Genomic DNA, 21,842 nt, shown 5'->3' with positions numbered 1-21,842 from the left:
TGTCGGAACGGTTCGGCCGCGCACGACGTACACGGCCGTGGACGGCGGGGTCTGGTGGTGCTGGGCCTGCACCCGGACAGATCGGCAGCACCGGTCCCGCCGTCAGCAGTCCGCGTTCTGGGGATGCCCTACCGTTGGCCCCATGCCGACCATCGGACTGCGCCGGATGGTGCCGCGGGACCCCGACCAACGACACCGGGCAGCGAGTCCGCTCGAGCTCCTGTTCGACCTGGTGTTCGTCGTCGCCGTGGGGTTCGCCGCCACCAACCTGCACGAGATCGAGGTCGAGGGGCACGTCACCTCGGCCGTCCTGGCCTACGGGTTGGTGTTCTTCTCGATCTGGTGGGCGTGGATGAACTTCACCTGGTTCGCCACGTCGTTCGACACCGACGACTGGCTCTACCGGGTGATGACCTTCGTGCAGATGGCGGGGGTGCTCGTCCTCGCCGCCGGGGTGCACGCGGCCATGGTCGAGGACGACTTCACGATCGGCGTCATCGGCTACGTCGTCATGCGGCTGGCGCTGGTCGGGCAGTGGATCCGCGCCGCCGTGTCCTCCACCCGCTCCCGCCGCACCGCCGTCCTGCACGCCGTCGGCGTCACGGTCGTGCAGCTTCTCTGGGTGCTCTCCCTGGCCCTGCCCGACGAGGTCTGGGGGTACGCGGCACCGTTCCTCGTGCTCGCCGAGCTGTCCGTGCCGATCTGGGCACAGACCTCGACGGGGACGACCCCGTGGCACACCCGGCACCTGGCCGAGCGGTTCTCGCTGTTCACCCTCATCGTCCTGGGCGAGGGACTGGTGGCCTCGGCCGGTGCGGTGATCGACGCCCTCGCGCACACCGAGCACCTCGGAGCCCTGCTGGCGCTCGCCGGCTGCGGACTGGTGATCACCGGCGGGATGTGGTGGATCTACTTCTCCCGCGAGCAGCACGCGCACATCCGCTCGCTGCCCACCGCGCTCGTGTTCGGCTACGGCCACTTCTTCGTCTTCGCCGCCGCCGGCGCGCTGCCGGCCGGCATCGAGGTCGCGGTCAGCGCCGACGCCGGACACGTCGCACTGTCGTCCGCCTCGGTCGCCGCGACCGTCGCGGTGCCGGTCGCGGTGTTCGTGCTGTCGATCTGGGCGCTCGCGATCCGGCCGTCGTTGTCCACGCGGGCCAACGCCGCGGTGGTGGCCCTGGTGCTCGTCGTCCTCGCGTCGATCGCGGTGCCGGCGGTGTCGCTGACGCTCACCGCGCTCGCCGTGGCGGCGGTCGTCGTGACCCTCGAGGTCGCGTCCGCGCGGACCGACACCTGACGGACGACGGACGGGAGGCGGGCCCCAGCAGCCGGTACCGGCGCGACGCGCCAGCGGCGGGACGGCCGTGCCTGGAGGGACGGTGCCAGCTGGCACCGTGCCTCCCGTCCGTCAGGTGGTCGCGTCGACGGCGCGTCAGCGCTCCGGCTGCTCCGTCGCCGACGTGTCGGCCGACGTCGGACGCGCGTCGAGGCTCGGGTCGACCGCCGGGTCCGCCGAGATCGACTCGGGTCGCACGGGGAAGTCCTCGAGCGCACCGGCCTCCACCGTCGGAGCCGCGGCTCCGCGGCCACCGCGCACGCGGCTCTTCACCGCTGCCCACGGACGGCCGAGAGCGGACCGTGCGGGACGCTCGGAGGGCGCCTCGACCTCGAGCCCGTAGTAGGCGCCGACGTGCTCGAGCAGGACCTCGCGCTCGGCCTTGTCGTAGGCCCGGCGCTCGCGGGTGAAGGCGATGATCGTCGACCAACAGGTCAGGATCAGGACGATGCTGAACGGCAACGCGGTCGTGATCGCCGCGGTCTTCAGCGCGTTCAACCCGCCGCTCAGCAGCAGTGCGACGGCGAGCAGTGCCGACACAGCGGCGAAGAAGACGCGCAGCCAGTTCTTCGGTTCGATGTCGCCACCCGAGGCGATCATCGCCATCACGAGCGACCCGGAGTCGGACGAGGTCACGAAGAACACGCCGATGAGCAGGATCGCGCCGTAGGTCAGCACCACGCCGGCGGGCAGGTCACCGAGCAGCGCGAACAGGGACCCCTCGATGTCGACCGAGCCGTCCGAGCCGACGAGGCCGCCGGCACCGTCGGTCTGGCGGTGGATGGCCGCACCACCGAGGACGGCGAACCACAGGAACGTGAGCGCGGTCGGCACCAGGAGGACACCGAACACGAACTGTCGGACCGTGCGGCCCTTGGAGATGCGGGCGATGAAGACACCGACGAACGGCGCCCACGACATCCACCAGCCCCAGTAGAAGGTGGTCCAGGCGCCCTGCCAGGCCTCGCCCTCGGCACCCTGCTGCGCGGTGACGTTGAACGACAGGCCGACGATGTTCTGCAGGTAGGAGCCGATCGACTGCACGAAGTCACGCAGCAGGAACTGCGTCGGACCGACGATGAGCACGAAGAGCAGCAGCGCGGCGGCGAGCAGCAGGTTGAAGTTCGACAGGATCTTCATGCCCTTGGTCACACCGGTGACGAGCGAGACGATCGTGACGGCGGTGATCACCGCGATGATGGCGATCTGGCTGACGATGCTGCTGTCGGCGATGCCGGCGCTCTCGAGTCCGGCGCCGATCTGGATGACGCCGAGGCCGAGCGAGGTCGCGACACCGAACAGCGTGCCGACCAGGGCGATGACGTCGATCAGGTTGCCCCAGCCGCCGCGGACGCGGTTGCCGAGCAGCGGTTCGAGCGCCCAGCGGATCGACACCGGGCGACCCCGGCGGTGGATCGCGTAGGCCAGGGCGAGGCCGAGGACGACGTAGATCGCCCATGCGTGCAGGCCCCAGTGCAGGAAGGTCTGGGTCAGTGCCTGCTGCGCGAGTTCCTTCTCGTTGCCGGTGACGCCCGGGCGCGGGGAGGCGAAGTGACTGAGGGGCTCGGAGACGCCGTAGAACACGAGGCCGATGCCCATGCCGGCGGCGAACAGCAGCGCGAACCACGAACCGGTCGAGAACTCGGGCTCGTCCTGGTCCTTGCCGAGCTTGATGTCACCGAAGCGGCTGAAGCCGACGAACAGCGAGAAGCCGACGAAGAACGCGGCGATCAGCACGTAGTACCAGCTGAAGTTCTGGACGATGCCGTCCTGCAGTCCGAGGAACATCGCCTCGGCGGTGGAGGGGGAGATCAGGGTGAAGGCCACGAACCCCAGCACGATGACGGCGGCGGGCCAGAACACCCACCGCCGCAACTGCGGTGTCGTGGTCACGGGTCCGGGCAGGGGAGGAGTGGTGCTTGCCATGCAGTCCATGGTGCCTGCTCGCGTTCCTGTGTGTTCGCCCAGGCGTGTCGTGGTCAGAAGTCGCGCGCGGACTCCGAGGGGTTCCCGCGGCCGACCCGACCCAGGTGGAGCCTCCGCGACAGCCGGATGACCGGGCGGATGAGCAGCTGGATGCTCCCGATCAGGAACAGCCACGTGCCGGCCGTCGTGGTGCTCTCGGAGAAGAAGAGGACGCTGCCGACGATGAACCAGAGCGCCACCATCACGTCGTTGACGATGCTGATGGTCTCGTAGAGCCCGCGGATGCGGAGCTCTTCGTGCCCCACCCGGAGTGCGATGTCCCGTTCGTCCTGCGCCATCAGACGATCCTGTCAGTTCTGTGGCGCGTCCGTCCCCGTGGGTGGCGGGGCGCGGCCGTGGAAGCGCTGCGCGGCGGACGGGAGGCGCGGGGCGGGCTGGCACCGTCCCTCCAGGCACGGCCAGATGCGATTACAACGTTGACGTAGGCTTTACAGCGCTGTAAACAGGAGCCTGCGCGACGATGCGCGACGAGGGAGAGACCCGATGGTGGGAAGCAGGACCGCAACACTCCAGGCCGCGGTGAGCCGGCGGGGGTTCCTCGCGGGCGCGGCCGGAGGCATCGCACTCGGCACGATGGCGCTCGCCGGGTGCGCGACCCCGGGGCGTGCCGCCGGTGGAGCCACGACGCTCCGCTTCTACGAGCAGAAGCAGGAGGTCATCGCGTACTTCGACAAGCTGCTGCGGCACTTCGAGGGGGAGCACGCCGGCACGTCGGTCGTGCACGACAGCACCGCGGCCATCGCCCCGCAGTTCGTCCGCGGCGAACCGGCGGACGTCGGGTGCTTCAACGACAACCTCGAGCTCGCCCGGTACATCTCGCGCGGCGTGCTCAGCGACCTCGGCGACCTGCCGTCGGCCGCGCGGGTCCGACCCGACATCGACACCCTGACGAACCAGTACGCGACGTTCGAGGACCGCACGAGCGTGCTGCCGTACTCGCTCGCCGCGGCCGGCGTGATCTACAACAAGCGCATCTTCGCCGACCACGACCTGCCGGTCCCGACGACGTGGGACGACTTCGTCGAGGTCTGCCGGACCCTGCAGAAGGCCGGCGTCACGCCGATCTACGCCACCGACCGCGACACGTGGACGCTCTGGCAGGGCCTGTTCGACTACTCGGTGGGCAGCCTCGTCGACACCGGCTCGTTCTTCCGCAAGATGAAGGCCCTGGGCGCTGACGTCGGCCCGGACTCCGAGGTGTCGTTCGAGCAGGACTTCGCGGTGCCGATGGAGCGCGCGAAGACCATCTCGTCGTTCTTCAACCGCGACCACGCCACCCGGGCCTACGCCGACGGCAACCTGGCGTTCGGCAAGGGCGAGGCCGCGATGTACCTGCAGGGCCCGTGGGCGCTCGGGCAGATCGCGCTGATCGACGCGGAGCTGCCCGTCGGCACCTTCGCCCTGCCGGTGTCGAACGACCCGGCCGACCGCAAGGCCCGGGTCAACATCGACCTCGGGCTCTGGATCCCCACGGCGTCCGAGCACCCGGAGCAGGCGAAGGAGCTCGTCGAGTTCCTCATGCAGCCCGATGTCATCGACGCCTACAACCGCGACAACCTGGCGTACTCGCCCCGCATCGACGCACCGCCGCAGCAGGACGAGCGGCTCGCCGGCCTGCAGCAGTACGTCGACGACGCGGCGTTCTACCAGGGCGCCGGCACCTTCATCCCCACGTCGATCCCGCTCGGCAACTACCTGCAGTCGGCGATCCGGAGCGGGGACTTCACCTCGATGCTGCGGCGGCTCGACTCGGACTGGCGGCGGCTCGCCGGCCGTTCCGCGACGGTCTGAGCCGGACCAGGAACCAGGAGTCACCATGACCATGCAGACCCCGCTCTCCCGCGACACCGACCCGGCGACGTCCGGGCCGGCCACCGACGCAGCCCGCACGCACCGTCGTGTGGGTTCCCGCGGCGTCGGTTCACTCAGCCGCACCGAGGGCATGTACTACCTGTTCCTCGTGCCGGCCCTCGTGCTGTTCACGGCGTTCGTCGTCGCCCCCGCCTGCGTCGGCGTCTTCTACAGCTTCACCGACTACCTCGGGTTCGGGCAGTGGGACTTCATCGGCGTCGAGAACTACAAGGCGCTCGTCTCCGACCCCGCGATCCTGGCGTCGTACGGGTTCACCCTCGGCTTCGCGGCCGTCACCGTCGTCGTCACGCAGGTCGTCGCGCTGACGCTCGCGATCGCCCTGGCGAAGAAGATCCGGTTCGCCGCCGGACTGCGTTCGGTGTTCGTCATCCCGATGGTGATCTCGGGGATCATCGTCGCCTACGTGTTCAACTTCCTGTTCTCGAACACCGTGCCGGCCCTGGCCACGAGCGTCGGTTTCGGCCCGCTCGAGCAGAGCATCCTCGGCGACCCGAACCTGGCCTGGCTCGCGATCGTCATCGTGTCCGCCTGGCAGACCGTGCCCGGCGCGCTCCTCATCTACACGGCAGGCCTGACGTCCATCCCCGAGGAGCTGTACGAGGCCAGTGCACTCGACGGGGCGACCGGCTGGAAGCAGCTGCGGGCGATCACGCTCCCGCTCCTCGGCGGCTTCATCGTCATCAACACCGTGCTCGGTGTGAAGGGCTACCTCGGCGCCTACGACGTGATCGTCGGTCTGACCAACGGCGGCCCCGGCAGCGCGACCAGCAGCGTCGCGATGACGATCTTCGGCGGCTTCACCGGCGGCGACTACGCCTACCAGATGGCGAACGCGACCGTGTTCTTCATCATCACCGTCCTCATCTCCGTGCTGCAGCTCGCGGCGACCCGCGGAAGGAACCTGCGACTCGCATGACCGCCACCGACACACGACCCCCGACCGACACCCGAGCCGTGACCACCGGCGGCGGCGGACGCTCCGGCCGCGGACACCGCCGACGACTGGGCGGCACGAACTGGGCGCTGACCGTGGTCCTCGGCCTCGCGTCGCTCACCGTGCTCGTCCCGCTGTACGTGACGCTCTCGATGGCGTTCAAGACGACCGAGCAGTCCGTCGACGGCAATGCACTCTCGCTGCCGTTCCCGTTCAACCCGGGCTCGTTCGCCGAGGCCTGGCAGCTGACCCGGTTCCCGGTGTCCTTCTCGGTGTCGCTCGGCGTCGCAGCGCTCACCGTCGTCGCGACCCTGCTGCTCAGCTCGTTCGCCTCGTACGCGATCGTCCGGAACTGGCACAAGCGGTTCTTCCGGTACTCGTTCGTCTACCTGCTCGCGGCGATGTTCCTGCCGTTCCCGGTCGTGGCGCTGCCGCAGATCAAGCTGACCGCCGAGATCGGCCTCGACAACCCGATCGGCGTCGGGATCCTGCACGCCATGTTCCAACTGTCGTTCAGCGTGCTGCTCTACTCGGCGTACCTGCGGTCGATCCCGGTCGAACTCGAGGAGAGCGCCCGCATCGACGGGGCGTCCACGTGGCAGATCTTCTGGCGGATCATCCTGCCGCTCCTCGGCCCGATGAACGCGACGGTCGGCATCTTCGCGTTCCTGGCATCGTGGAACGACTTCATGATGCCGTCGCTCATCACGGCGGACCCGGGGTTGCAGACCCTGCCCGTGGTGCAGAACATCTTCCAGAGTCAGTTCGGAACCGACTACAACGTCGCCTTCGCCTCGTACCTGATGGCGATGGCCCCCACGATCATCGTCTACCTGTTCGCGCAGCGCTGGGTCATCAGCGGCGTGACCCAGGGTGCGGTCAAGAGCTGAGAGGCACCACGTGAGCAGCAGCACCACCGGCACCACCGGCACCGTCCTCCCCACCATCCGTCCGTTCCCGGGTTCGGACCCGGTCGCCGACCCTGCAGCCGTCGTCACCGGCGACCGCTGGCGCATCACCGTGCTCGACGCCGGAGCGTTCCGCATCGAGTGGAGCGACGACGGCGGGTTCGAGGACCGCGCCTCGACCTTCGCGTTGCGCCGCCGCCTGCCCGTGCCGGCCTTCACCGTGGAGCAGACGGCCGCCACCGACGGCACCGGCACCGACGGCGTCGTCGTCACCACCGACCGCGCACGCCTGCGCTACGACGGCCGCCCCTTCAGCCCGAGCGGCCTGGTGGTCGAGACCACCGGACCGGACGCCAACCGCTGGCGGTGGGGGCAGGAGCCGCGCGACCTCGGCGGCACCGGCCGCACCCTCGACGACGTCGACGGCCGGATGCCGCTCGAGGCGGGGATCCTGGCCCGCGACGGCATCACCGCACTCGACGACAGCGAGTCGTTCCTGTTCGCCGACGACGGCTGGATCGGCACGCGGGTCCCCGGTCGCCGCGACGTCACGGTCTTCGCGTACGGCCGCGACTACGACGCTGCGCTCCGCACGTACCACGCCGTCTCCGGCCCGCCGTCACGGATGCCGCGGTGGGCACTCGGCAACTGGTGGAGCCGGTACCACCCGTACAGCGACACCTCGTATCTCGAGCTGCTGGACCGCTTCGCCGACGAACACCTGCCGTTCTCGGTCGCCGTCATCGACATGGACTGGCACCGGGTCGACTCGGTGCCGCCGCGCTTCGGCAACGGCTGGACGGGGTACTCGTGGGAGCCGTCGCTGTTCCCGGCCCCCGAGGCGTTCCTGGCCGAACTCCACCGCCGGGGGATGCGCACGACGCTGAACCTGCACCCGGCCGACGGCGTGCGGGCGTTCGAGGATGCCTACCCCGCGGTGGCCCGGGCGATGGGCGTCGACCCGGAGACCGAGCAGCCGATCCCGTTCGACCCGACGGACCGCCGGTTCCTGCAGGCCTACTTCGAACAGCTGCACCGCCCGCTCGAGGAGCAGGGCGTCGACTTCTGGTGGATCGACTGGCAGCAGGGTCGTGAGACCGGGCTACCCGGGGTGGACCCGCTCTGGCTGCTCAACCACTTCCACCTGCTCGACTCGGCACGACACGCGCCGTCCGGCGGCGCCGACGCGGGCCCGGACGCCGACGCAGCGCCGGCCCCCGTCGACGGCATGACCTTCTCGCGCTACGCCGGCCCCGGCAGCCACCGGTACGCCGTCGGGTTCTCCGGCGACGCCGTCGTGTCGTGGGCGTCCCTGGCGTTCCAGCCCGAGTTCACCGCCACAGCGGCGAACATCGGCTACCCCTGGTGGAGCCACGACATCGGCGGCCACACCCGCGGCGTCCGCGACGACGAGCTCGCCACCCGCTGGGTGCAGTTCGGGGTGTTCTCGCCGATCATGCGCCTGCACTCGGCCAACAACCCGTTCATCCGCAAGGAGCCGTGGGTGTTCCCGGCCGAGGCCCGCGCCGCGATGGGCGAGGCGCTCCGCTTCCGCCACCGCCTGGTGCCGTACCTGCACACGATGAACCACGGCACGGCCGAGGGCACCGCGCTGGTCCGGCCGCTCTACCACCTGGAGCCGCGCCGCGACGAGGCGTACCGGGCGCCGAACACCTACGCGTTCGGTTCGGAGCTGCTCGTCGCCCCGATCGTGGCGCCGCGCGACCCGGTCAGCCGGCACGGGGTCGCCCGGGCCTGGCTGCCGCCGGGCTCCTGGACCGACGTCTTCACCGGCACGGTGTACGCGGGTGACCGGTTCGTCGACCTGCACCGCACGCTCGACACGGTGCCGGCCCTGCTGCGCGCCGGCGGGGTCCTGCCGCTCGCGGCGGCCGACCAGCTCGACGCCACCGTCAACCCGACGGCGTTCGAGGTCCTCGTCGCACCGGGTGCACCCGGCGAGTTCACCCTGGTCGAGGACCACGAGGGCGAGGGCAGCCGCACCGCCCGGACCCGTCTGACCTGGGATCCCGAACACGCCGAGTTCCGGGTGCACGGCACCACCGGAGCCCTCGACGTCGTCCCCACCCACCGCGACTGGCGGATCACGTTCCTCGCCGCGCCGGCCGACGGGCAACCGACATCGGCTCGCTCGGTCGACCGGTTCTCTGTCGACCTGTCCGTCGACTCGGCGTCGGGCGGATCGATCACGCTGGTCGGTGCTCCGGTCGTCGGGGTCGACGCGCGGGACGCCGTCCGGCAGGTCCTCGAGGGCGCGCAGGCCGGCAACGCGGAGAAGCTCGAGGCGTGGGAGGTCGTGGCGAAGGATCTGCCGCGTGCGGACCGCATCGTCGAGCTCGGCACCGTCGGGCTGCCCGACGCCCTGCGGGACGTCGTCGTCGAACTGCTCGGCAGCGTGCACCCGGGGGAGTCGGCTCCCGCAGGTCGCTGACGGCACGCGACGGGGGAAAGGCGGACGGGCGCGGCTCGCTCAGCAGTGTCGCGCCAGCGGCACGCGGGCCGCGCCGACCGAGCCTGCGAGGGAGGGGTGGCGGCGCCGCCACGGGCCTCCCGTCCGCCGTTCACGCGCCCTGGGGCGCCGCCCGGTCGGACGTGCCGTCCGCGTGCGGCGCGCTCTCGCCGACGAGCAGGCGGTGGCCGACCGTGACCAGCCGGCCGGGCACGTCGGAGCCGTCCATCCGCTCGACCAGCAGGTCGAGCGCGGTGTCGGCGAGGGCGACCGTGTCGGGCGCGACGGAGGTCAGGCTCGGCACCAGGCTCGACCCGAGGCCGACCGCGTCCCACCCGACGACGGCGACGTCGCCGGGGGCGTCCAGGCCGCGCAGGCGCATCGCCCGGAGCGCTCCGAGTGCGGCCAGGTCGTCGCGGCAGAGCAGGCCGTCGACGCGGAGTCCGGCGTCGAGTGCAGCGCCGAAGGCGACCTCGGCACCGGCGGCGTCGCCGACCTCGCGGGGGACCAGCAGCGCGTCGTCGAGCGGCAGGCCCGCGGCGACGAGTCCGGCGCGGTAGCCGTCCAGGCGCAGTCCGGACGTGCGCGACGACGGGCCGGTCTCGTGCCCGAAGAACCCGATGCGGCGGCAGCCGAGCGCCACGAGGTGCGCGACGGCCTCGGTGGCGGCCCCGGCGTTGTCGATCACGACCTGGTCGGCGTGCGGGGGCCGGACGTCCTCGCCGAGGAACACCACGGCGGTGTCGCCGCGGATCCGGTCGATCGCCTCGGGCGTGAGCACCTGCGGGTGGATCACGACCCCGTCGACCACACCGGCCTCGCGTCCCCGCACCGCAGAGCGTTCACCGTCGGGGTCGCCGCCGGTCTCCTCGAGCAGGAGCTGGTAGCCGCGGTCGGCGCAGACCCGCGAGAAGACGTGGGCCAGTTCGGCGAAGTACGGGCGTCGGAGGTCGGGGAACGCGAAGGCGAGCATGTTCGAACGTCCGGTCGCCAGGGACCGGCCCGAGACGTTCGGGCGGTACCCGAGTTCGTCGATCGCGGCCTGCACCCGGCTGCGCATCGGGTCGCTGACGTGCTGGTAGCCACGGACGACGTTGGACACGGTCTTCATCGAGACGCCGGCGTGCGCGGCGACGTCCTGCAGCGTGACCTTGCCCATCCGCTCACCGTAGCGGGCGGCGGGGGCCGTGGTTGCTCGCCCGTGGTCGTGCGTGCTCCCCCGCGGTCGGGGTTGCTCGCCCGCGGTCGTCAGGGGACGAGTCGGCGCTGCACGATCGCGCGGGCGACCTCGGAGAGCGGCTCGTGGTGCTCGAGCGCGTACCCGCGGATCACCGCGAAGGCGTCCTCGATCGAGACGCCGCGCAGGTACGACACGACGCCCTTGGCCTGCTCGATGACCTCGCGCGAGCCGATGGTGCGCTGCAGCTGCGCGCGGACGACCTCGTGTTCGCGCAGGGACCGCTCGTGCAGGATGCCGATCGTCGCCACGTCGGCCAGGGCACGGGCGACGCGCAGGTCCGATTCCCCGAGGGCACCCACGGCGATGCCGAACAGGTTGAGTGTGCCGATGACGGTGCTGCCCAGCCGGAGCGGGACGGCGTGCACCGACCGGAACCCGAGTTCGACCGCGCCCGTGCGGAACATCGCCCACTCCGCCGGCGCGACCTCGATGTCCGGGCAGGCCACGACCCGTCCGGTCGCGAACGAGGTCATGCAGGGTCCGGCCTCGGCGTCGAGCTGCAGGACCTCGACGAGCCGGCTCGCTTCAGAGGTCGAGGCCACGACCTCGAGCTCCTGGTCGTCGTTGGCCAGCAGTATGCCCGCAGCGTCGATGCCGAGTACCTCGGCGCAGGTCTCGACCAGGGTCTGCAGCAGTTCCACGACGTCGTAGGCGTCCACCAGGGTGTCGGCGAGCGACGTGAACGTCTCGAGGATCCGGGCTTCTCGGCCTGCCGTCGTCACCGGACCTCCTCGATCAGGTCGCCTCGCTTCTCGAACCGGACCGTGCCGTCGAGGATCTCCTCCGCCACCCGGCGCATGGTCGTCCGGCGGGCGAAGGCATGGCCCTGCAACAGCAGGTAGGCGTCCTCGGGGCTGATGTCGAGCTGCGCGAGCACCACACCGGTGGCCTGGTGGACCACGCGCCTGGACGACGGGCTCCGGTCGAGCAGGGCGTCGTCCTGGTCCGCGATGGAGCGGAGGGCTCGGCGGAGCACCCGGCGGCTGACTGCGGAGGCGAGGGTCATGGCCTGGCGTACGGTGTCCTCCTCGATCGTCGCGGGCTGCGGGACGTACACGTCGATCGCGCCGAGCGGGAACGGCCCGAAGGCGACCGGGAACGCGAAGACCGCGCCGACGGGTTCGCTCCGGACGGCTTCGTTGAAGGCTGGCCACGCGGCGTTCGGACGCTCCACCAGATCCGTCTCCAGCACCGGGGCATCGGTCGAGAGCGCGGCCCAGCACGGTCCCTCGGACAGGTCGAGCTGGATCTCGTCGATCCGGGTGGCGACCTCGTCGGTCGCGGACACGGTCTCGCTCGGGCACAGCTCACCGAAGGTCGAGATCGAGACACCGCCCATCGGCAGCGCGAGCGCGAACGGCCGACTGAGTTGGTCGTCGGCGACGTCCGCCGACCGGAGCGCACGGAGTGCACGCTCGAATGCGTCATCCATGGGCGCCTTCCCTGCCGTCTCCCGATCCTACGCGCTGGGCGGTTTCGGACGATCCGGACGGCGCAGGCACGTTCGGCGGTGGGCCGGCACGCCAGGCCGGGAGCTCGGCGGGCGGGTACGTCCCCTGCTCGTCCTGCACCCGGAGCATCGCGTCCAGGGCCACCAGCGTCACGCCGGAGGTCTCGCGCACCACCGTCCGCACCGCGTTGCCGAGCAGGAACGCCATCAGGTCCTCGCTGCCGCCGTCCGGCCGGTAGTCGCGCCAGGGACCGGCCCCAGCACGCTGCAGCGCCCCGGCGAGCACCGCCTTTGGGTCGTCGACGTCCACCTCGCAGTCCAGCACCAGCCGGAAGCGCCGCTGGTTCCGGTCCGACAGGCTCGGTGCGCCGTCCTCGTCGTCCTCGGGCGCGAAGGAGCGCAGCGCCGACGAGGGCGCGATCCCGTAGGCCTCACGGAACGCCGCAGCCATCCGACCCGCGTTGCTGAACTGCCACCGCTGGGCGATCGCCGCGATGGTCCGCCGGTCGGGTGTGCCGGATGCCGCCTGCAGGTCACGACGCACCCCCTCGAGCCGCACTGCGCGCAGGAAGGCGCCCGGCGTCTGCCCGATCTCGGTCCGGAACCGCTTCTGCAGACTCCGCGGCGACAGCTGGACCGCCGCGGCGACGTCCGTGACGGTGATGTGGGTCGTCGCGTGCTCCTGGACGAACCGGAGCGCGTCCCGCACAGCACGTGAGAGCCGAGGCGGGACGTCCCGTGCCGCACCGCTCCCGTCGTTCATGGGCCGACCGTACGGGAACCGTCCACGGTGCGTTGCCAGGACCCCGACCCGGGCCGCGGATGATCCGCCAGACGCGGTCTGGTGTCAACCCCTGACGTGACGGGAACCGTCCTGTTGATACTGAAAGTGTCTCGTGCGCCGCTGGTCGAAGCAGTGCACCACATCGAACCGACAGGGAGGCGCGATGGGACACGCACAGGGAACCTCGACCATGGTCATCGACTCCGTCGTGCGACAGCAGGTCGTCCACACCGAACGGATACGGGCACTCGCCCCGACGGACCCGACGGACATCCGGGTGCAGCCGGTCGACGCCGGGTGCTGGCGGGTCGTCGACGCTGCATCCGCCTGGGGGGACCCGGACATGCTCCTCGGCTGCGTCGAGCGCACTGTCGACGGGGTCGACTGCACGCTCATGGAGACACTGCACGAACAGGAACGGCTTGCGAGCCTGCGGGACGCCCGCTCCTGGTTCGAGCAGCGATGCGGACAGCACCTCGACGAGGCACCGTGTTGGCCGCGGTCCACGGGGACGACGCGGCCCGGACCGTCACCGCGCGGATCGACACCCAGCGCCGCCACAGCGAACGCTCCGGCACCGACCGGTCCTTCGCCGCGCGCGTGCTCGCCCAGGCCGGGCACGGTCGTGACGTCCGCTTCGACGTCGACGACGACAGTTCCCGGCTGCCCTTCCGGTTCCGGTACCGAACCCGCCGGGACGGATGCGTGAGCCTCGTCACGGCGTCGGCGACCTCCGGGTTCTCCGGGACCTTCGAACCCGTCGACCGCATCGTCGTCGGGTGGTCGAGTACCGGTGGCGTCCGTATCGCCGTCCAGGACGGTGCCGTCCTCGAGACCCGGCCCGGCACGCCCGTCCTGATGCCGACGTCGGGGGAGTTCTCCGTCCGCGCCCCGACGGGCACGCTGCAGCTGGTGAGCATCGACCGGTCACTCCTCGACCAGGTGCGCTCCTCGCTCGGAGCCGCGGCGCCGGAGCTGCCGGGCCGAGGTGCCGAACCCGCCGCGGGGGTGCTCGAACACCTGCGCCGGTGCGTCGAACAGGTGGCTGTCACCGCGACGCGCGACGGCTTCACCCAGGGCGCCAGGACCAGCGCGCAGGTCGCGCTCGTCGAGGCCGTCCTCGGAGCGTTCGGGACGCGCGTGCCCGTGAGCCTCCGGCGTGCCGTGACCCCGTCGACGGTCGAACTCGCCGTGGCGTACCTCGAAGGACACTGCGATCAGCAGCTCTGCCTCGCCGACATCTGCGACGCGGTGGGTGTGAGCCCCCGCACGCTCCAGACGGCGTTCATGCGGGAACACGGCGTCTCGCCGATGACGTTCCTGCTGCGGATGCGGCTCGACCGGGTGCGCGCGGCGCTGGAGTCCGGCAGCCGGCAGGAGACCAGTGTGAGCGAGGCGGCCCTGACATGGGGCTTCCGTCACCTGGGGCGCTTCTCAGGCACCTACTTCCGCCGATTCGGCGAGTACCCGGGCCAGACGTTGCGCGCATCGTCCGGTGCGTGCGCAGCGGGTCCGGAGCGACACGCGGGGTGATCTCGAAGGTCGTGCGACGTGTTCCGGACACCACGGTGAACACGCAAGTTCGGCCCCTAGGGTCGCCGCAAGCGCAATCGCGTGAACTCTCTCGAACCGGTCGAAGGACCGATCCGTGACTGAAAGCGGTCCACATGACCACGACTCCGCTCGCTCCGGGTTACACCCGCACTCGCCCCGCTACGGGAGCCCGAAAGGGCACCTCGACCTACTCCGCGCTCCTGGCGCAGGTGAAGGAGAACGGCCTGCTCCGCCGTCGTACCGGTTTCTACTGGGCACTGTTCAGCGCACTCGTCGGCAGCCTCGCCCTCACCTGGGTCGCGTTCGCGTTCCTGGGTGACTCGTGGTTCCAGCTGATCGTGGCCGGTGCGCTGGGGGTGCTGTTCACGCAGTTCGCGTTCCTGTCGCACGAGGCTGCGCACCGTCAGGTGTTCGAGTCCCAGAAGTGGAACGACCGCGCGGGCCGCTGGCTCGGCACGTTCCTGGTGGGGCTGAGCTACTCGTGGTGGATGAACAAGCACACCCGGCACCACGGCAACCCGAACACCGTCGGCAAGGACCCGGACATCGCCCCTGACGGCATCCGCTTCCTGCCCGAGGACGCCGCCGCCGTGAAGGGTGGCGTGATGAAGACCTTCATGCGCTACCAGGGGTGGCTGTTCTTCCCCCTCCTCACGCTCGAGGGCCTGAACCTGCACCGCTACGCCGTCATGTCGATCGTGACCGGCAACGGCACAAAGGCTGACAAGAAGCACCGCCTCATCGAGGGCGCGCTGCTGGTGGCGCGGTTCGCGATCTACCTGACGGTGGTGTTCTGGTTCCTGCCGTTCGGGATGGCATGTGCGTTCCTCGGGGTGCAGCTGGCCGTGTTCGGCGTGATGATGGGTGCATCGTTCGCTCCGAACCACAAGGGGATGCCGACCATCGCCCACGACGCGAAGGTCGACTTCTTCTCCCGCCAGGTGCGGACTTCGCGCAACATCCGTGGCGGCTGGTGGGTGTCGTTCCTGATGGGTGGGCTGAACTACCAGGTCGAGCACCACCTGTTCCCGTCGATGCCGCGTCCGGCGTTGAAGCAGGCCCGCCTGCTGGTGCGGGACCACTGCGACACCCTCGACGTGCCCTACACGGAGACCACGTTGCTGCGTTCGTACGGCATCGTCGTGCGGTACCTCAACCGTGTCGGCCTCGCCGCCCGCGACCCCTTCGCGTGCCCCATGGTCGCGCAGCTGCGCATCCACTGACGCCGTGCTGACCGCCATGCCCACGGGCACCGTGAAGTGGTTCGACCACAGCAAGGGGTTCGGATTCATCCACCCCGACGACGGGTCCGAGGACCTGTTCGCACACTTCTCCAGCATCGTCGCGGCGACCGGCTCCCGGCCGCTCGCCCAGGACGACCACGTGCAGTACGAGATCGGACCCGGCAAGAAGGGTCCGCAGGCGGACAACATCTCGATCATCCGCTGACGCGGACGACGGACGGGAGGCACGGTGCCAGCTGGCACCGTGCCTCCCGTCCTTTCTTTCCCATGGCCACTGCAGTGGTAGTCCCGGAACCTCCCGGCGCCCTACTTGATGCCGGTCGAGGCGATGCCCTGCACGAACTGCCGCTGGAACGCCAGGAAGACCACGAGCAACGGCAGCACCGTGACGGTCGCGATCGCCATCACGGCTCCCCACGGTGAGCTGAACGCCGGGTTGTTCGTCAGGGTCGACAGGGCCACCGGCACGGTCAGGTTCTCGTTGCCCTGCAGCACGACGAGCGGCCAGAGGAAGTCGTTCCACCGGGTCATGAAGCCGAGGATCACGAGCACCCCGACCAGGGGGCCGCACGAGGGCAGCACCACCCGGAAGAACGTCTGGAACTCGCCGGCGCCGTCGAGCCGAGCGGCCTCCATCAGCGCGTCCGGCACCCCGACCATGAACTGCCGGGCGATGAAGATCCCGACGACGTCGAACACGGTCGGCAGGATCACCGCCCAGGGGGAGTCGACCAGGCCGATCTTCGCGACTACCAGGAAGCTCGGCACCAGGGTGACCTGGATCGGGATCATGATCGTGACGAGGAACGCCGAGTACAGCAGCCCTCGGCCCACGAAGCGGAACTTGGCGAGTGCGTACCCGGCCATCAGCGACACGACGACGCTCAAGGCGGTGCCGACGCTGGTGATGAGCGCGGAGTTGCCGAGCCACCGCCAGACCGGCTGCGTGCTGAACACCTGCGTGTAGTTCTCGAACGTCGGCCGGGTCGGGAACAGCGAGAACGTGCCACTCTGCGACTGCCCGCCGGGGGTGAGTGCCGAGACGACCATCCAGTACAGCGGGAACACCATCAGGATGGCCAGGGCGGTGAGCCCGGCGACGAGCACCCACCGACCGGGCCGACGCCGGGAGCGGGCTCCAGCCGGACGGCGGCGGGGACCGCGGACATCGAGTACGGCCATCAGAGCATCTCCTCCGCCTTGCGGTTGGCGCGCTGCCGGAGCAGCGTGAACACGAGCAGGATCGCGACGAGCACCAGTCCGAGCGCCGCGGCGTAGCCCATCCGGGCATCGATGAACGCCGACCGGAACACGTACTGGATCAGCACGGTCGTCGAGAAGCCCGGGCCACCGCCGGTCATCACGTAGATGACGTCGAAGGCCTGCAACGAGAACACGACGTTCAGGATGAGCAGGATCGACGTCGTCGGGCGGAGCAGCGGCCAGGTGATGGTCCGGAACCGCACCCAGTGCGAGGCGCCGTCGATCGCGGCGGCCTCCTTGAGCTCGGCGGGCACGGACTGCAGCGCGCCGAGGTAGATCACCATGCAGAAGCCGATCCGGGTCCAGACCACGACGACCACCAGGGTCGCCATCGCCCACCCCGGAGCGGTCAGCCAGGGCACGCGGCCCATGCCGAGCGCTTCGAGCAGGTTGTTCACGACGCCGTAGTCGCCGTTGAAGATCCACGACATGATGACGCCCACCACGACGCCGGCCGCGACCATCGGCACGAAGAACAGGGCGCGGAACACCGAGCGTCCGGGCAGCGGCCTGTTCAGGGCAACCGCCAGGGCGAGCCCGATCGCCATCGAGGTCGGCACGGTGCCGAGCGTGAACACGAGCGTGTTCCGCAGCGCCGTGCCGATGAGCGGGTCGGAGCCCATGTCGACGAAGTTCTTCCCGCCGACCCAGGTGCCGTCGCCGAGCGAGGTGCTGGAGTCCTGGAAGCTCAGCGCGATCGCCGTGATGATCGGGATGAGCGAGAAGCCGAGGAACAGCAGCGCCGCGGGGCCGATGAACACGTACGGGACGAAGCGGCCGCGGCTTCGGCGGGCACCGTCGCCAGCGGGGAGTCCGCCGGTCGGAGGGGCGGTGGACGCCGTCGTGCGGACCGGCGCGGTCTCAGTTCGCAGTGACACTGCGCATCGCCTCCATCATCTGGTTCGAGGCCTCTTTCGGGCTCAGTTGCCCGAGCAGGCAGAGGTCGAGGTAGTCGGCGAACACCGCGTTGAGCGAGCTGAAGTACTCGCCGCTCTCGGCCTTCACCATCGAGAGCGGGATCGTCGTCCCCTGGTCGATGAACCGCTGCATCGTGTCGGTGTTCGCGGCGTACCCGATGTCCTTCGCGTCGAGGGACTTCCGGGCGGGCAGCCAGTTGCCGTCGTGGCAGAACTGCTGCATCTTCGACCGTGACGTGATCATCGCCACGAGCTCGGCCGCGAGCTCCGGGTGCTTGCTCGACTTCGTGACGGCCAGGGCGTTGCCGCCCAGGTCGCTCGCCTCGCCGACGTTGCGGATCATCGGGGCAGTGCCCCAGTTGTCGGGCATGTCGGTGTCGAGCTGCGCGATCGACTCCGGGTTGTTGAGCATCATGCCGATCTGCCCGGTCAGGAACAGGTTCCGCGAGACGTCACCGCCGCCGCTCTTGCTGAGGTTGCCGGTCGTCGCGAGTCCTTCGGCGTACCACTTCCGGCCGAAGGCCAGGGCGTCGATCGCCTCGGGGGTGTCCATCGACGGGGTCGCGCCGTCCTCCCCGAGGAACGCGCCGCCGTTCTGGTGGACCAGCGGCAGCCACCGGTACGCCGTCTCGGGCGACGACCAGCCGTACCCGAACGCGTACTTGCCGGTGACCTGCTTGACCTCCTTCGCGACGTCGAGGAACGCATCCCACGTCCACGCGTCGGCCAGGGCCTCCGGCGGTGTGACGCCGATCTGCTCCATGACGTCGCGGTTGTAGTAGGTGATGAAGTTGTCGGTGTGCTGGAAGACGCCGTACACACCGTCGTCCCGCGCGCCGATCGCCCAGAACGGGTCGCTGTAGTCCTGCCGGTAGTCCGCCGGGACGGCCCCCGAGATGTCGACCAGGCTGCCGTTCGCGGCGTACCGGCCGATCTGCTGCGGGGTGATCCGGATGACGTCCGGCGCCAGGTCGGCGGCGAGCCGCGTGATGAACCACTGGTGGAACTGGCCGGTCGTGACCTCGACGGAGACGCTCGTGCCCGGGTGCGCCGCGACGAACTCGTCGGCGATCGCCTGGTAGCTCGTGATGTCCGTCGGGATGTTCCAGGTGGACAGGCGGATGTGCTTCGTGCCGCCGCGGGCAGCGGTTCCCTGGCCCGCGCAGGCGGCGAGGGCGCCGGCCATCGAGATACCGGCGAGTGCGAGGAACCCCCGTCTGGCGAGCTGGGGGGATGGTCGGGTCGGCATGGTCCTCTCCTTTGAGGTCGTGGTGCCGTGCAGGACGGACTGGAGGCGCGGCGCGCGGCTGCGCGTCGGCGCGAGCCGGACGTGGGGTCGCGGTTGCGGACCCGACCCCACGTCGGGCGCGACGGTGTCAGACCAGCGCTGGGCGGGCCTCCCGGTCGGCCGTGTGCGCGGCTGCGCCCGCGTCCGCCGGACGCAGCGACTCGGGGAGCAGCGCCGCATGGGCGTGCAGGAGCTCGTCGGTCATCTCGGCGATGCGGTCGAGCGTGAGGTGCGCCGCCGTCAGCGGGTCGAGGGCGACCGCGTGGTGGACGTGCTCGACGTTGCCCGTCAGCGCTGCGCGCACCGCCAGGGTCTGCACGTTCGTGTTCGTGCGGTTGATCGCGGCGAGTTGGGGCGGGAGCTCGCCGAACGAGGTCGGTTGCACGCCCTTGCCGTCCACCAGGCAGGCCACCTCGACGCATGCGTCGGACGGCAGGTTCTGGATGACGCCGGTGCTGTTCGGGACGTTGCCGTAGACGACAGCGGGGACCCCCGTGACGATCGCGTTCACGATGCTCGCGCCGTACTCGACGCTCGGCGTCAGGTCGGCCTTGAGCTTCTCGAGCTGCGTGTCCACGTCGCCCTGCTCGTCGTGCGCCAGGCAGATCTCGTAGTAGTCCCAGCGCTCCGGGATGTACTCGAGCACCGTCTCCGGGTCCTTGCGGAAGTACGGCACGTACTCGCTGGCGTGGTGGCTCGACTCGGTCTCGAAGTACCCGAACGAGCGCATCAGCTGGGTGCGGACCTGCTCGTTGCCGCCCTCGTAGTTGCTCGCCGCGGCAGCCGCCTCGCTGTGGTCGCCGTCGTCGTCGTGCAGGTCGGACGCCGCGACGCCCCGCTGGTGCTTCGCCGTCATCACCTCGCGCAGACGCGGGTAGAGGTCCTCGCCGTTGCGACGCTTGAACTCGAGGATCCACGCCTGGTGGTTGATGCCGGCGCTGACGAACTCGACCTCGTCGTAGGGCACGCCGAGCGTGCGGGCGAGCATGCGGGTGGTGCCCTGCACGCTGTGGCAGAGGCCGACGGTCCGCAGGCCCTTCGCGTTGAGGAACGCCGTGGCCATCGCCATCGGGTTCGCGTAGTTGATGAACTGGGCGTCCGGGCAGAGCTCGAGCGCGTCGCGGGCGATGTCCTCGTAGGCACGGACCGACCGCAGGAACCGGAACACGCCGCCGGGGCCGACGGTGTCGCCGACGGCCTGGTCGATGCCGTACTTGCGGGGGATCTCGACGTCCCACTTGTACGACTCGACGCCGCCGACCTGGAACGTGATGATGACGACGTCCGCACCCGCCAGGGCCTCGCGCCGGTCGGTGGTCTCGAGGACCTCGACGCCGAGGCCGTGGTGGGAGACGAGTTCGCGGGCTGCGGTCGCAGTGCGGGCGACCCGGCCCGCGTCGAGGTCCATGAGGTGCAACGTCGCGTCCTGCAGTGCGGGGAAGGAGACGAGGTCGCCGATGAGGCGGAAGGGGAAGACGAAGCCGCCGGCGCCGATGATGGTGATCTTGGTCATGTGACGACGGTAGGAAGCGCCGGGGCCCGGGGTCCTCCGGCTTCGGACGGCGGGGTTCCAGGATCCTCCGATCGGACTCCGGGTCGTCCACGCCGCTGCCGTAGGCTCGGCACCGTGCTCGACGTGGAGACGGTGGAAGCGGCGTACTGGAGCCATCGCGGCCCGGCGCCGATGATGCCGTCCTCACACCGGCACGACGACCTCGAGATCAACCTCGTGCTCGAGGGACGGCTCGACTACCGGTTCGGCGGGGAGCCGGTGAGCGTCAACGCGGGGGAGATCGCGCTCTTCTGGGGATGGACACCCCACCAGCTCGTCGGTGACGCGACGGGGACCGGACAGTGCCGGTGGGTGCACATACCGCTCGGCGAGGTGCTGGCATGGGGGCTTCCGGACCACGACCTCGGTGCCATGCTGCTGAACCGTCCCGTCGTGGTGCCGACCGGTGCGGCCGGGCGGGACGTCGAGTCGATGTTGTCGTCGTGGCAACGGGACTTCGCGGACGACGGAGCCGGAGTGATCGCGAACCTCGAAGCGCAGGCCCTGGTGCGCCGGTTGCTGCGGCACCACCGCGACGCCGTGGACCAGCGCGCGGAGGGCGGGCACGGCACCGCGGACGCGATGCACCGGGTGATCGACATGGTGCGGTTCGTCGTGGACCGGTTCCGCGAACCGATCGAGGTCGCCGACGTCGCCGCTGCGGCACACCTGCATCCGCACTACGCCATGACGGTGTTCCGGCAGGACGTCGGGACCACGATCGGGGAGTACCTGACTCGGTGCCGAGTGGCCGAAGCACAGCGGTTGCTCGCGACCACGTCGATGACGACGTCGGAGATCGCGCACGCCGCGGGGTTCGGCTCGCAGTCGAGCTTCTACGCGCACTTCACCCGTGCTTGCGGGAGCGCGCCCGGGGCGTACCGAGCGCGGGCCCGCTGAGCTGTGGCTCCCACGACGTGAATCGGCCCGGACCGCGCTGCTGCGTGGTCCGGGCCGATCGTGGTGCGGGGTGTTACTTGATCTGTGCGGTGATGGTGGCGGTGCCGACGAGGAGGCCGCGCTTGACGGCGTCGGTGCCGAAGG

At 70.3% G+C, this 21,842-nt stretch carries 19 protein-coding genes; 9 read left to right on the top strand and 10 right to left on the bottom strand.

From position 1 onward, the window contains the following. Positions 1-142: 142 nt before the first annotated feature. Positions 143-1,297, top strand: coding sequence for a low temperature requirement protein A (locus tag ITJ50_RS05925; protein WP_194590120.1), 1,155 nt, complete (start codon positions 143-145; stop codon positions 1,295-1,297). Between the two features lie 135 nt (positions 1,298-1,432). On the opposite strand, the gene ITJ50_RS05920 is transcribed toward ITJ50_RS05925, so the two are convergent. After that, positions 1,433-3,262, bottom strand: a complete 1,830-nt coding sequence (locus ITJ50_RS05920) for a BCCT family transporter (RefSeq protein WP_228501053.1) — start codon at positions 3,260-3,262, stop codon at positions 1,433-1,435. A 53-nt stretch (positions 3,263-3,315) separates the two neighbouring features. Next, entirely contained in the window at positions 3,316-3,600 is a 285-nt protein-coding gene (locus ITJ50_RS05915; protein WP_017886936.1) for a YrhK family protein, read from the bottom strand. Positions 3,601-3,841: 241 nt separating this feature from the next. On the opposite strand from ITJ50_RS05915, the gene ITJ50_RS05910 reads away from it, so the two are divergent. From ITJ50_RS05910 to ITJ50_RS05895, 4 genes are read left to right on the top strand one after another with little or no spacing between them, the layout of a single operon-like run. After that, a complete protein-coding gene (locus ITJ50_RS05910; RefSeq protein WP_159557859.1) occupies positions 3,842-5,113 on the top strand; it encodes an ABC transporter substrate-binding protein in 1,272 nt (423 codons plus the stop codon). Positions 5,114-5,138: 25 nt separating this feature from the next. After that, complete coding sequence (locus tag ITJ50_RS05905) at positions 5,139-6,110, top strand: carbohydrate ABC transporter permease (RefSeq protein WP_017886934.1); 972 nt, start codon at positions 5,139-5,141, stop codon at positions 6,108-6,110. Next, on the top strand, positions 6,107-7,018 hold the full coding sequence (locus tag ITJ50_RS05900) for a carbohydrate ABC transporter permease (protein ID WP_042540454.1): 912 nt from the start codon (positions 6,107-6,109) through the stop codon (positions 7,016-7,018). The genes ITJ50_RS05905 and ITJ50_RS05900 overlap by 4 nt, the downstream gene beginning before the upstream one ends. Positions 7,019-7,028: 10 nt before the next feature. Next, the gene (locus tag ITJ50_RS05895; RefSeq protein WP_194590119.1) at positions 7,029-9,488 is read left to right on the top strand and encodes a glycoside hydrolase family 31 protein; all 2,460 of its coding nucleotides are present in this window, start codon (positions 7,029-7,031) and stop codon (positions 9,486-9,488) included. Between the two features lie 130 nt (positions 9,489-9,618). On the opposite strand, the gene ITJ50_RS05890 is transcribed toward ITJ50_RS05895, so the two are convergent. The 4 genes from ITJ50_RS05890 to ITJ50_RS05875 all read right to left on the bottom strand — a co-directional run bounded on the left by ITJ50_RS05890 (position 9,619) and on the right by ITJ50_RS05875 (position 12,959). Continuing rightward, positions 9,619-10,665 carry a LacI family DNA-binding transcriptional regulator gene (locus ITJ50_RS05890; protein ID WP_194590118.1) on the bottom strand — a complete coding sequence of 349 codons (1,047 nt, stop codon included), beginning with the start codon at positions 10,663-10,665 and terminating at the stop codon, positions 9,619-9,621. An 89-nt stretch (positions 10,666-10,754) separates the two neighbouring features. Further along, entirely contained in the window at positions 10,755-11,468 is a 714-nt protein-coding gene (locus ITJ50_RS05885) for a GAF and ANTAR domain-containing protein (protein ID WP_194590117.1), read from the bottom strand. Beyond that, a complete protein-coding gene (locus tag ITJ50_RS05880) occupies positions 11,465-12,178 on the bottom strand; it encodes a GAF and ANTAR domain-containing protein (RefSeq protein ID WP_194590116.1) in 714 nt (237 codons plus the stop codon). The genes ITJ50_RS05885 and ITJ50_RS05880 overlap by 4 nt, the downstream gene beginning before the upstream one ends. Then, positions 12,171-12,959: a helix-turn-helix domain-containing protein gene (locus tag ITJ50_RS05875; RefSeq protein WP_194590115.1), complete on the bottom strand. Its 789-nt coding sequence runs from the start codon at positions 12,957-12,959 to the stop codon at positions 12,171-12,173. The genes ITJ50_RS05880 and ITJ50_RS05875 overlap by 8 nt, the downstream gene beginning before the upstream one ends. Before the next feature lie 510 nt (positions 12,960-13,469). Here ITJ50_RS05875 and ITJ50_RS05870 point away from each other — a divergent pair. The 3 genes from ITJ50_RS05870 to ITJ50_RS05860 all read left to right on the top strand — a co-directional run bounded on the left by ITJ50_RS05870 (position 13,470) and on the right by ITJ50_RS05860 (position 15,983). After that, complete coding sequence (locus ITJ50_RS05870) at positions 13,470-14,513, top strand: AraC family transcriptional regulator (RefSeq protein WP_194590114.1); 1,044 nt, start codon at positions 13,470-13,472, stop codon at positions 14,511-14,513. Positions 14,514-14,647: 134 nt separating this feature from the next. Next, positions 14,648-15,757, top strand: coding sequence for a fatty acid desaturase family protein (locus tag ITJ50_RS05865; protein ID WP_042540448.1), 1,110 nt, complete (start codon positions 14,648-14,650; stop codon positions 15,755-15,757). Positions 15,758-15,773: 16 nt separating this feature from the next. Continuing rightward, positions 15,774-15,983: a cold-shock protein gene (locus ITJ50_RS05860; protein WP_042540496.1), complete on the top strand. Its 210-nt coding sequence runs from the start codon at positions 15,774-15,776 to the stop codon at positions 15,981-15,983. 101 nt (positions 15,984-16,084) lie between these two features. On the opposite strand, the gene ITJ50_RS05855 is transcribed toward ITJ50_RS05860, so the two are convergent. The 4 genes from ITJ50_RS05855 to melA all read right to left on the bottom strand — a co-directional run bounded on the left by ITJ50_RS05855 (position 16,085) and on the right by melA (position 20,759). After that, the gene (locus tag ITJ50_RS05855) at positions 16,085-16,960 is read right to left on the bottom strand and encodes a carbohydrate ABC transporter permease (RefSeq protein ID WP_228501049.1); all 876 of its coding nucleotides are present in this window, start codon (positions 16,958-16,960) and stop codon (positions 16,085-16,087) included. Further along, positions 16,960-17,919 carry a carbohydrate ABC transporter permease gene (locus tag ITJ50_RS05850; protein WP_194590113.1) on the bottom strand — a complete coding sequence of 320 codons (960 nt, stop codon included), beginning with the start codon at positions 17,917-17,919 and terminating at the stop codon, positions 16,960-16,962. Before ITJ50_RS05850 ends, ITJ50_RS05855 begins: the two co-directional genes overlap by 1 nt. Next, complete coding sequence (locus tag ITJ50_RS05845; protein ID WP_228501047.1) at positions 17,903-19,207, bottom strand: ABC transporter substrate-binding protein; 1,305 nt, start codon at positions 19,205-19,207, stop codon at positions 17,903-17,905. Before ITJ50_RS05845 ends, ITJ50_RS05850 begins: the two co-directional genes overlap by 17 nt. 127 nt (positions 19,208-19,334) lie before the next feature. Further along, on the bottom strand, positions 19,335-20,759 hold the full coding sequence (melA, locus tag ITJ50_RS05840) for an alpha-galactosidase (RefSeq protein WP_194590112.1): 1,425 nt from the start codon (positions 20,757-20,759) through the stop codon (positions 19,335-19,337). A gap of 114 nt (positions 20,760-20,873) precedes the next feature. Between melA and ITJ50_RS05835 the strand changes: the two genes are divergently transcribed. After that, the gene (locus ITJ50_RS05835; protein ID WP_031259148.1) at positions 20,874-21,698 is read left to right on the top strand and encodes a helix-turn-helix domain-containing protein; all 825 of its coding nucleotides are present in this window, start codon (positions 20,874-20,876) and stop codon (positions 21,696-21,698) included. Positions 21,699-21,842: the final 144 nt, after the last annotated feature.

The sequence above is a fragment of the Curtobacterium sp. VKM Ac-2889 genome (genome assembly GCF_015350855.1).
GTDB lineage: Bacteria > Actinomycetota > Actinomycetes > Actinomycetales > Microbacteriaceae > Curtobacterium > Curtobacterium poinsettiae.
This window is presented reverse-complemented; position numbering and strand designations above follow the sequence as displayed.

Excerpts from the sequence above, each read along its gene's own strand:
- ITJ50_RS05925 (WP_194590120.1), top strand. The coding sequence starts at position 143 with ATGCCGACCATCGGACTGCGCCGGATGGTGCCGCGGGACCCCGACCAA.
- ITJ50_RS05920 (WP_228501053.1), bottom strand. The coding sequence starts at position 3,262 with ATGGCAAGCACCACTCCTCCCCTGCCCGGACCCGTGACCACGACACCG.
- ITJ50_RS05915 (WP_017886936.1), bottom strand. The coding sequence starts at position 3,600 with ATGGCGCAGGACGAACGGGACATCGCACTCCGGGTGGGGCACGAAGAG.
- ITJ50_RS05905 (WP_017886934.1), top strand. The coding sequence starts at position 5,139 with ATGACCATGCAGACCCCGCTCTCCCGCGACACCGACCCGGCGACGTCC.
- ITJ50_RS05900 (WP_042540454.1), top strand. The coding sequence starts at position 6,107 with ATGACCGCCACCGACACACGACCCCCGACCGACACCCGAGCCGTGACC.
- ITJ50_RS05890 (WP_194590118.1), bottom strand. The coding sequence starts at position 10,665 with ATGGGCAAGGTCACGCTGCAGGACGTCGCCGCGCACGCCGGCGTCTCG.
- ITJ50_RS05880 (WP_194590116.1), bottom strand. The coding sequence starts at position 12,178 with ATGGATGACGCATTCGAGCGTGCACTCCGTGCGCTCCGGTCGGCGGAC.
- ITJ50_RS05875 (WP_194590115.1), bottom strand. The coding sequence starts at position 12,959 with ATGAACGACGGGAGCGGTGCGGCACGGGACGTCCCGCCTCGGCTCTCA.
- ITJ50_RS05865 (WP_042540448.1), top strand. The coding sequence starts at position 14,648 with ATGACCACGACTCCGCTCGCTCCGGGTTACACCCGCACTCGCCCCGCT.
- ITJ50_RS05860 (WP_042540496.1), top strand. The coding sequence starts at position 15,774 with ATGCCCACGGGCACCGTGAAGTGGTTCGACCACAGCAAGGGGTTCGGA.
- ITJ50_RS05855 (WP_228501049.1), bottom strand. The coding sequence starts at position 16,960 with ATGGCCGTACTCGATGTCCGCGGTCCCCGCCGCCGTCCGGCTGGAGCC.
- ITJ50_RS05845 (WP_228501047.1), bottom strand. The coding sequence starts at position 19,207 with ATGCCGACCCGACCATCCCCCCAGCTCGCCAGACGGGGGTTCCTCGCA.
- melA (WP_194590112.1), bottom strand. The coding sequence starts at position 20,759 with ATGACCAAGATCACCATCATCGGCGCCGGCGGCTTCGTCTTCCCCTTC.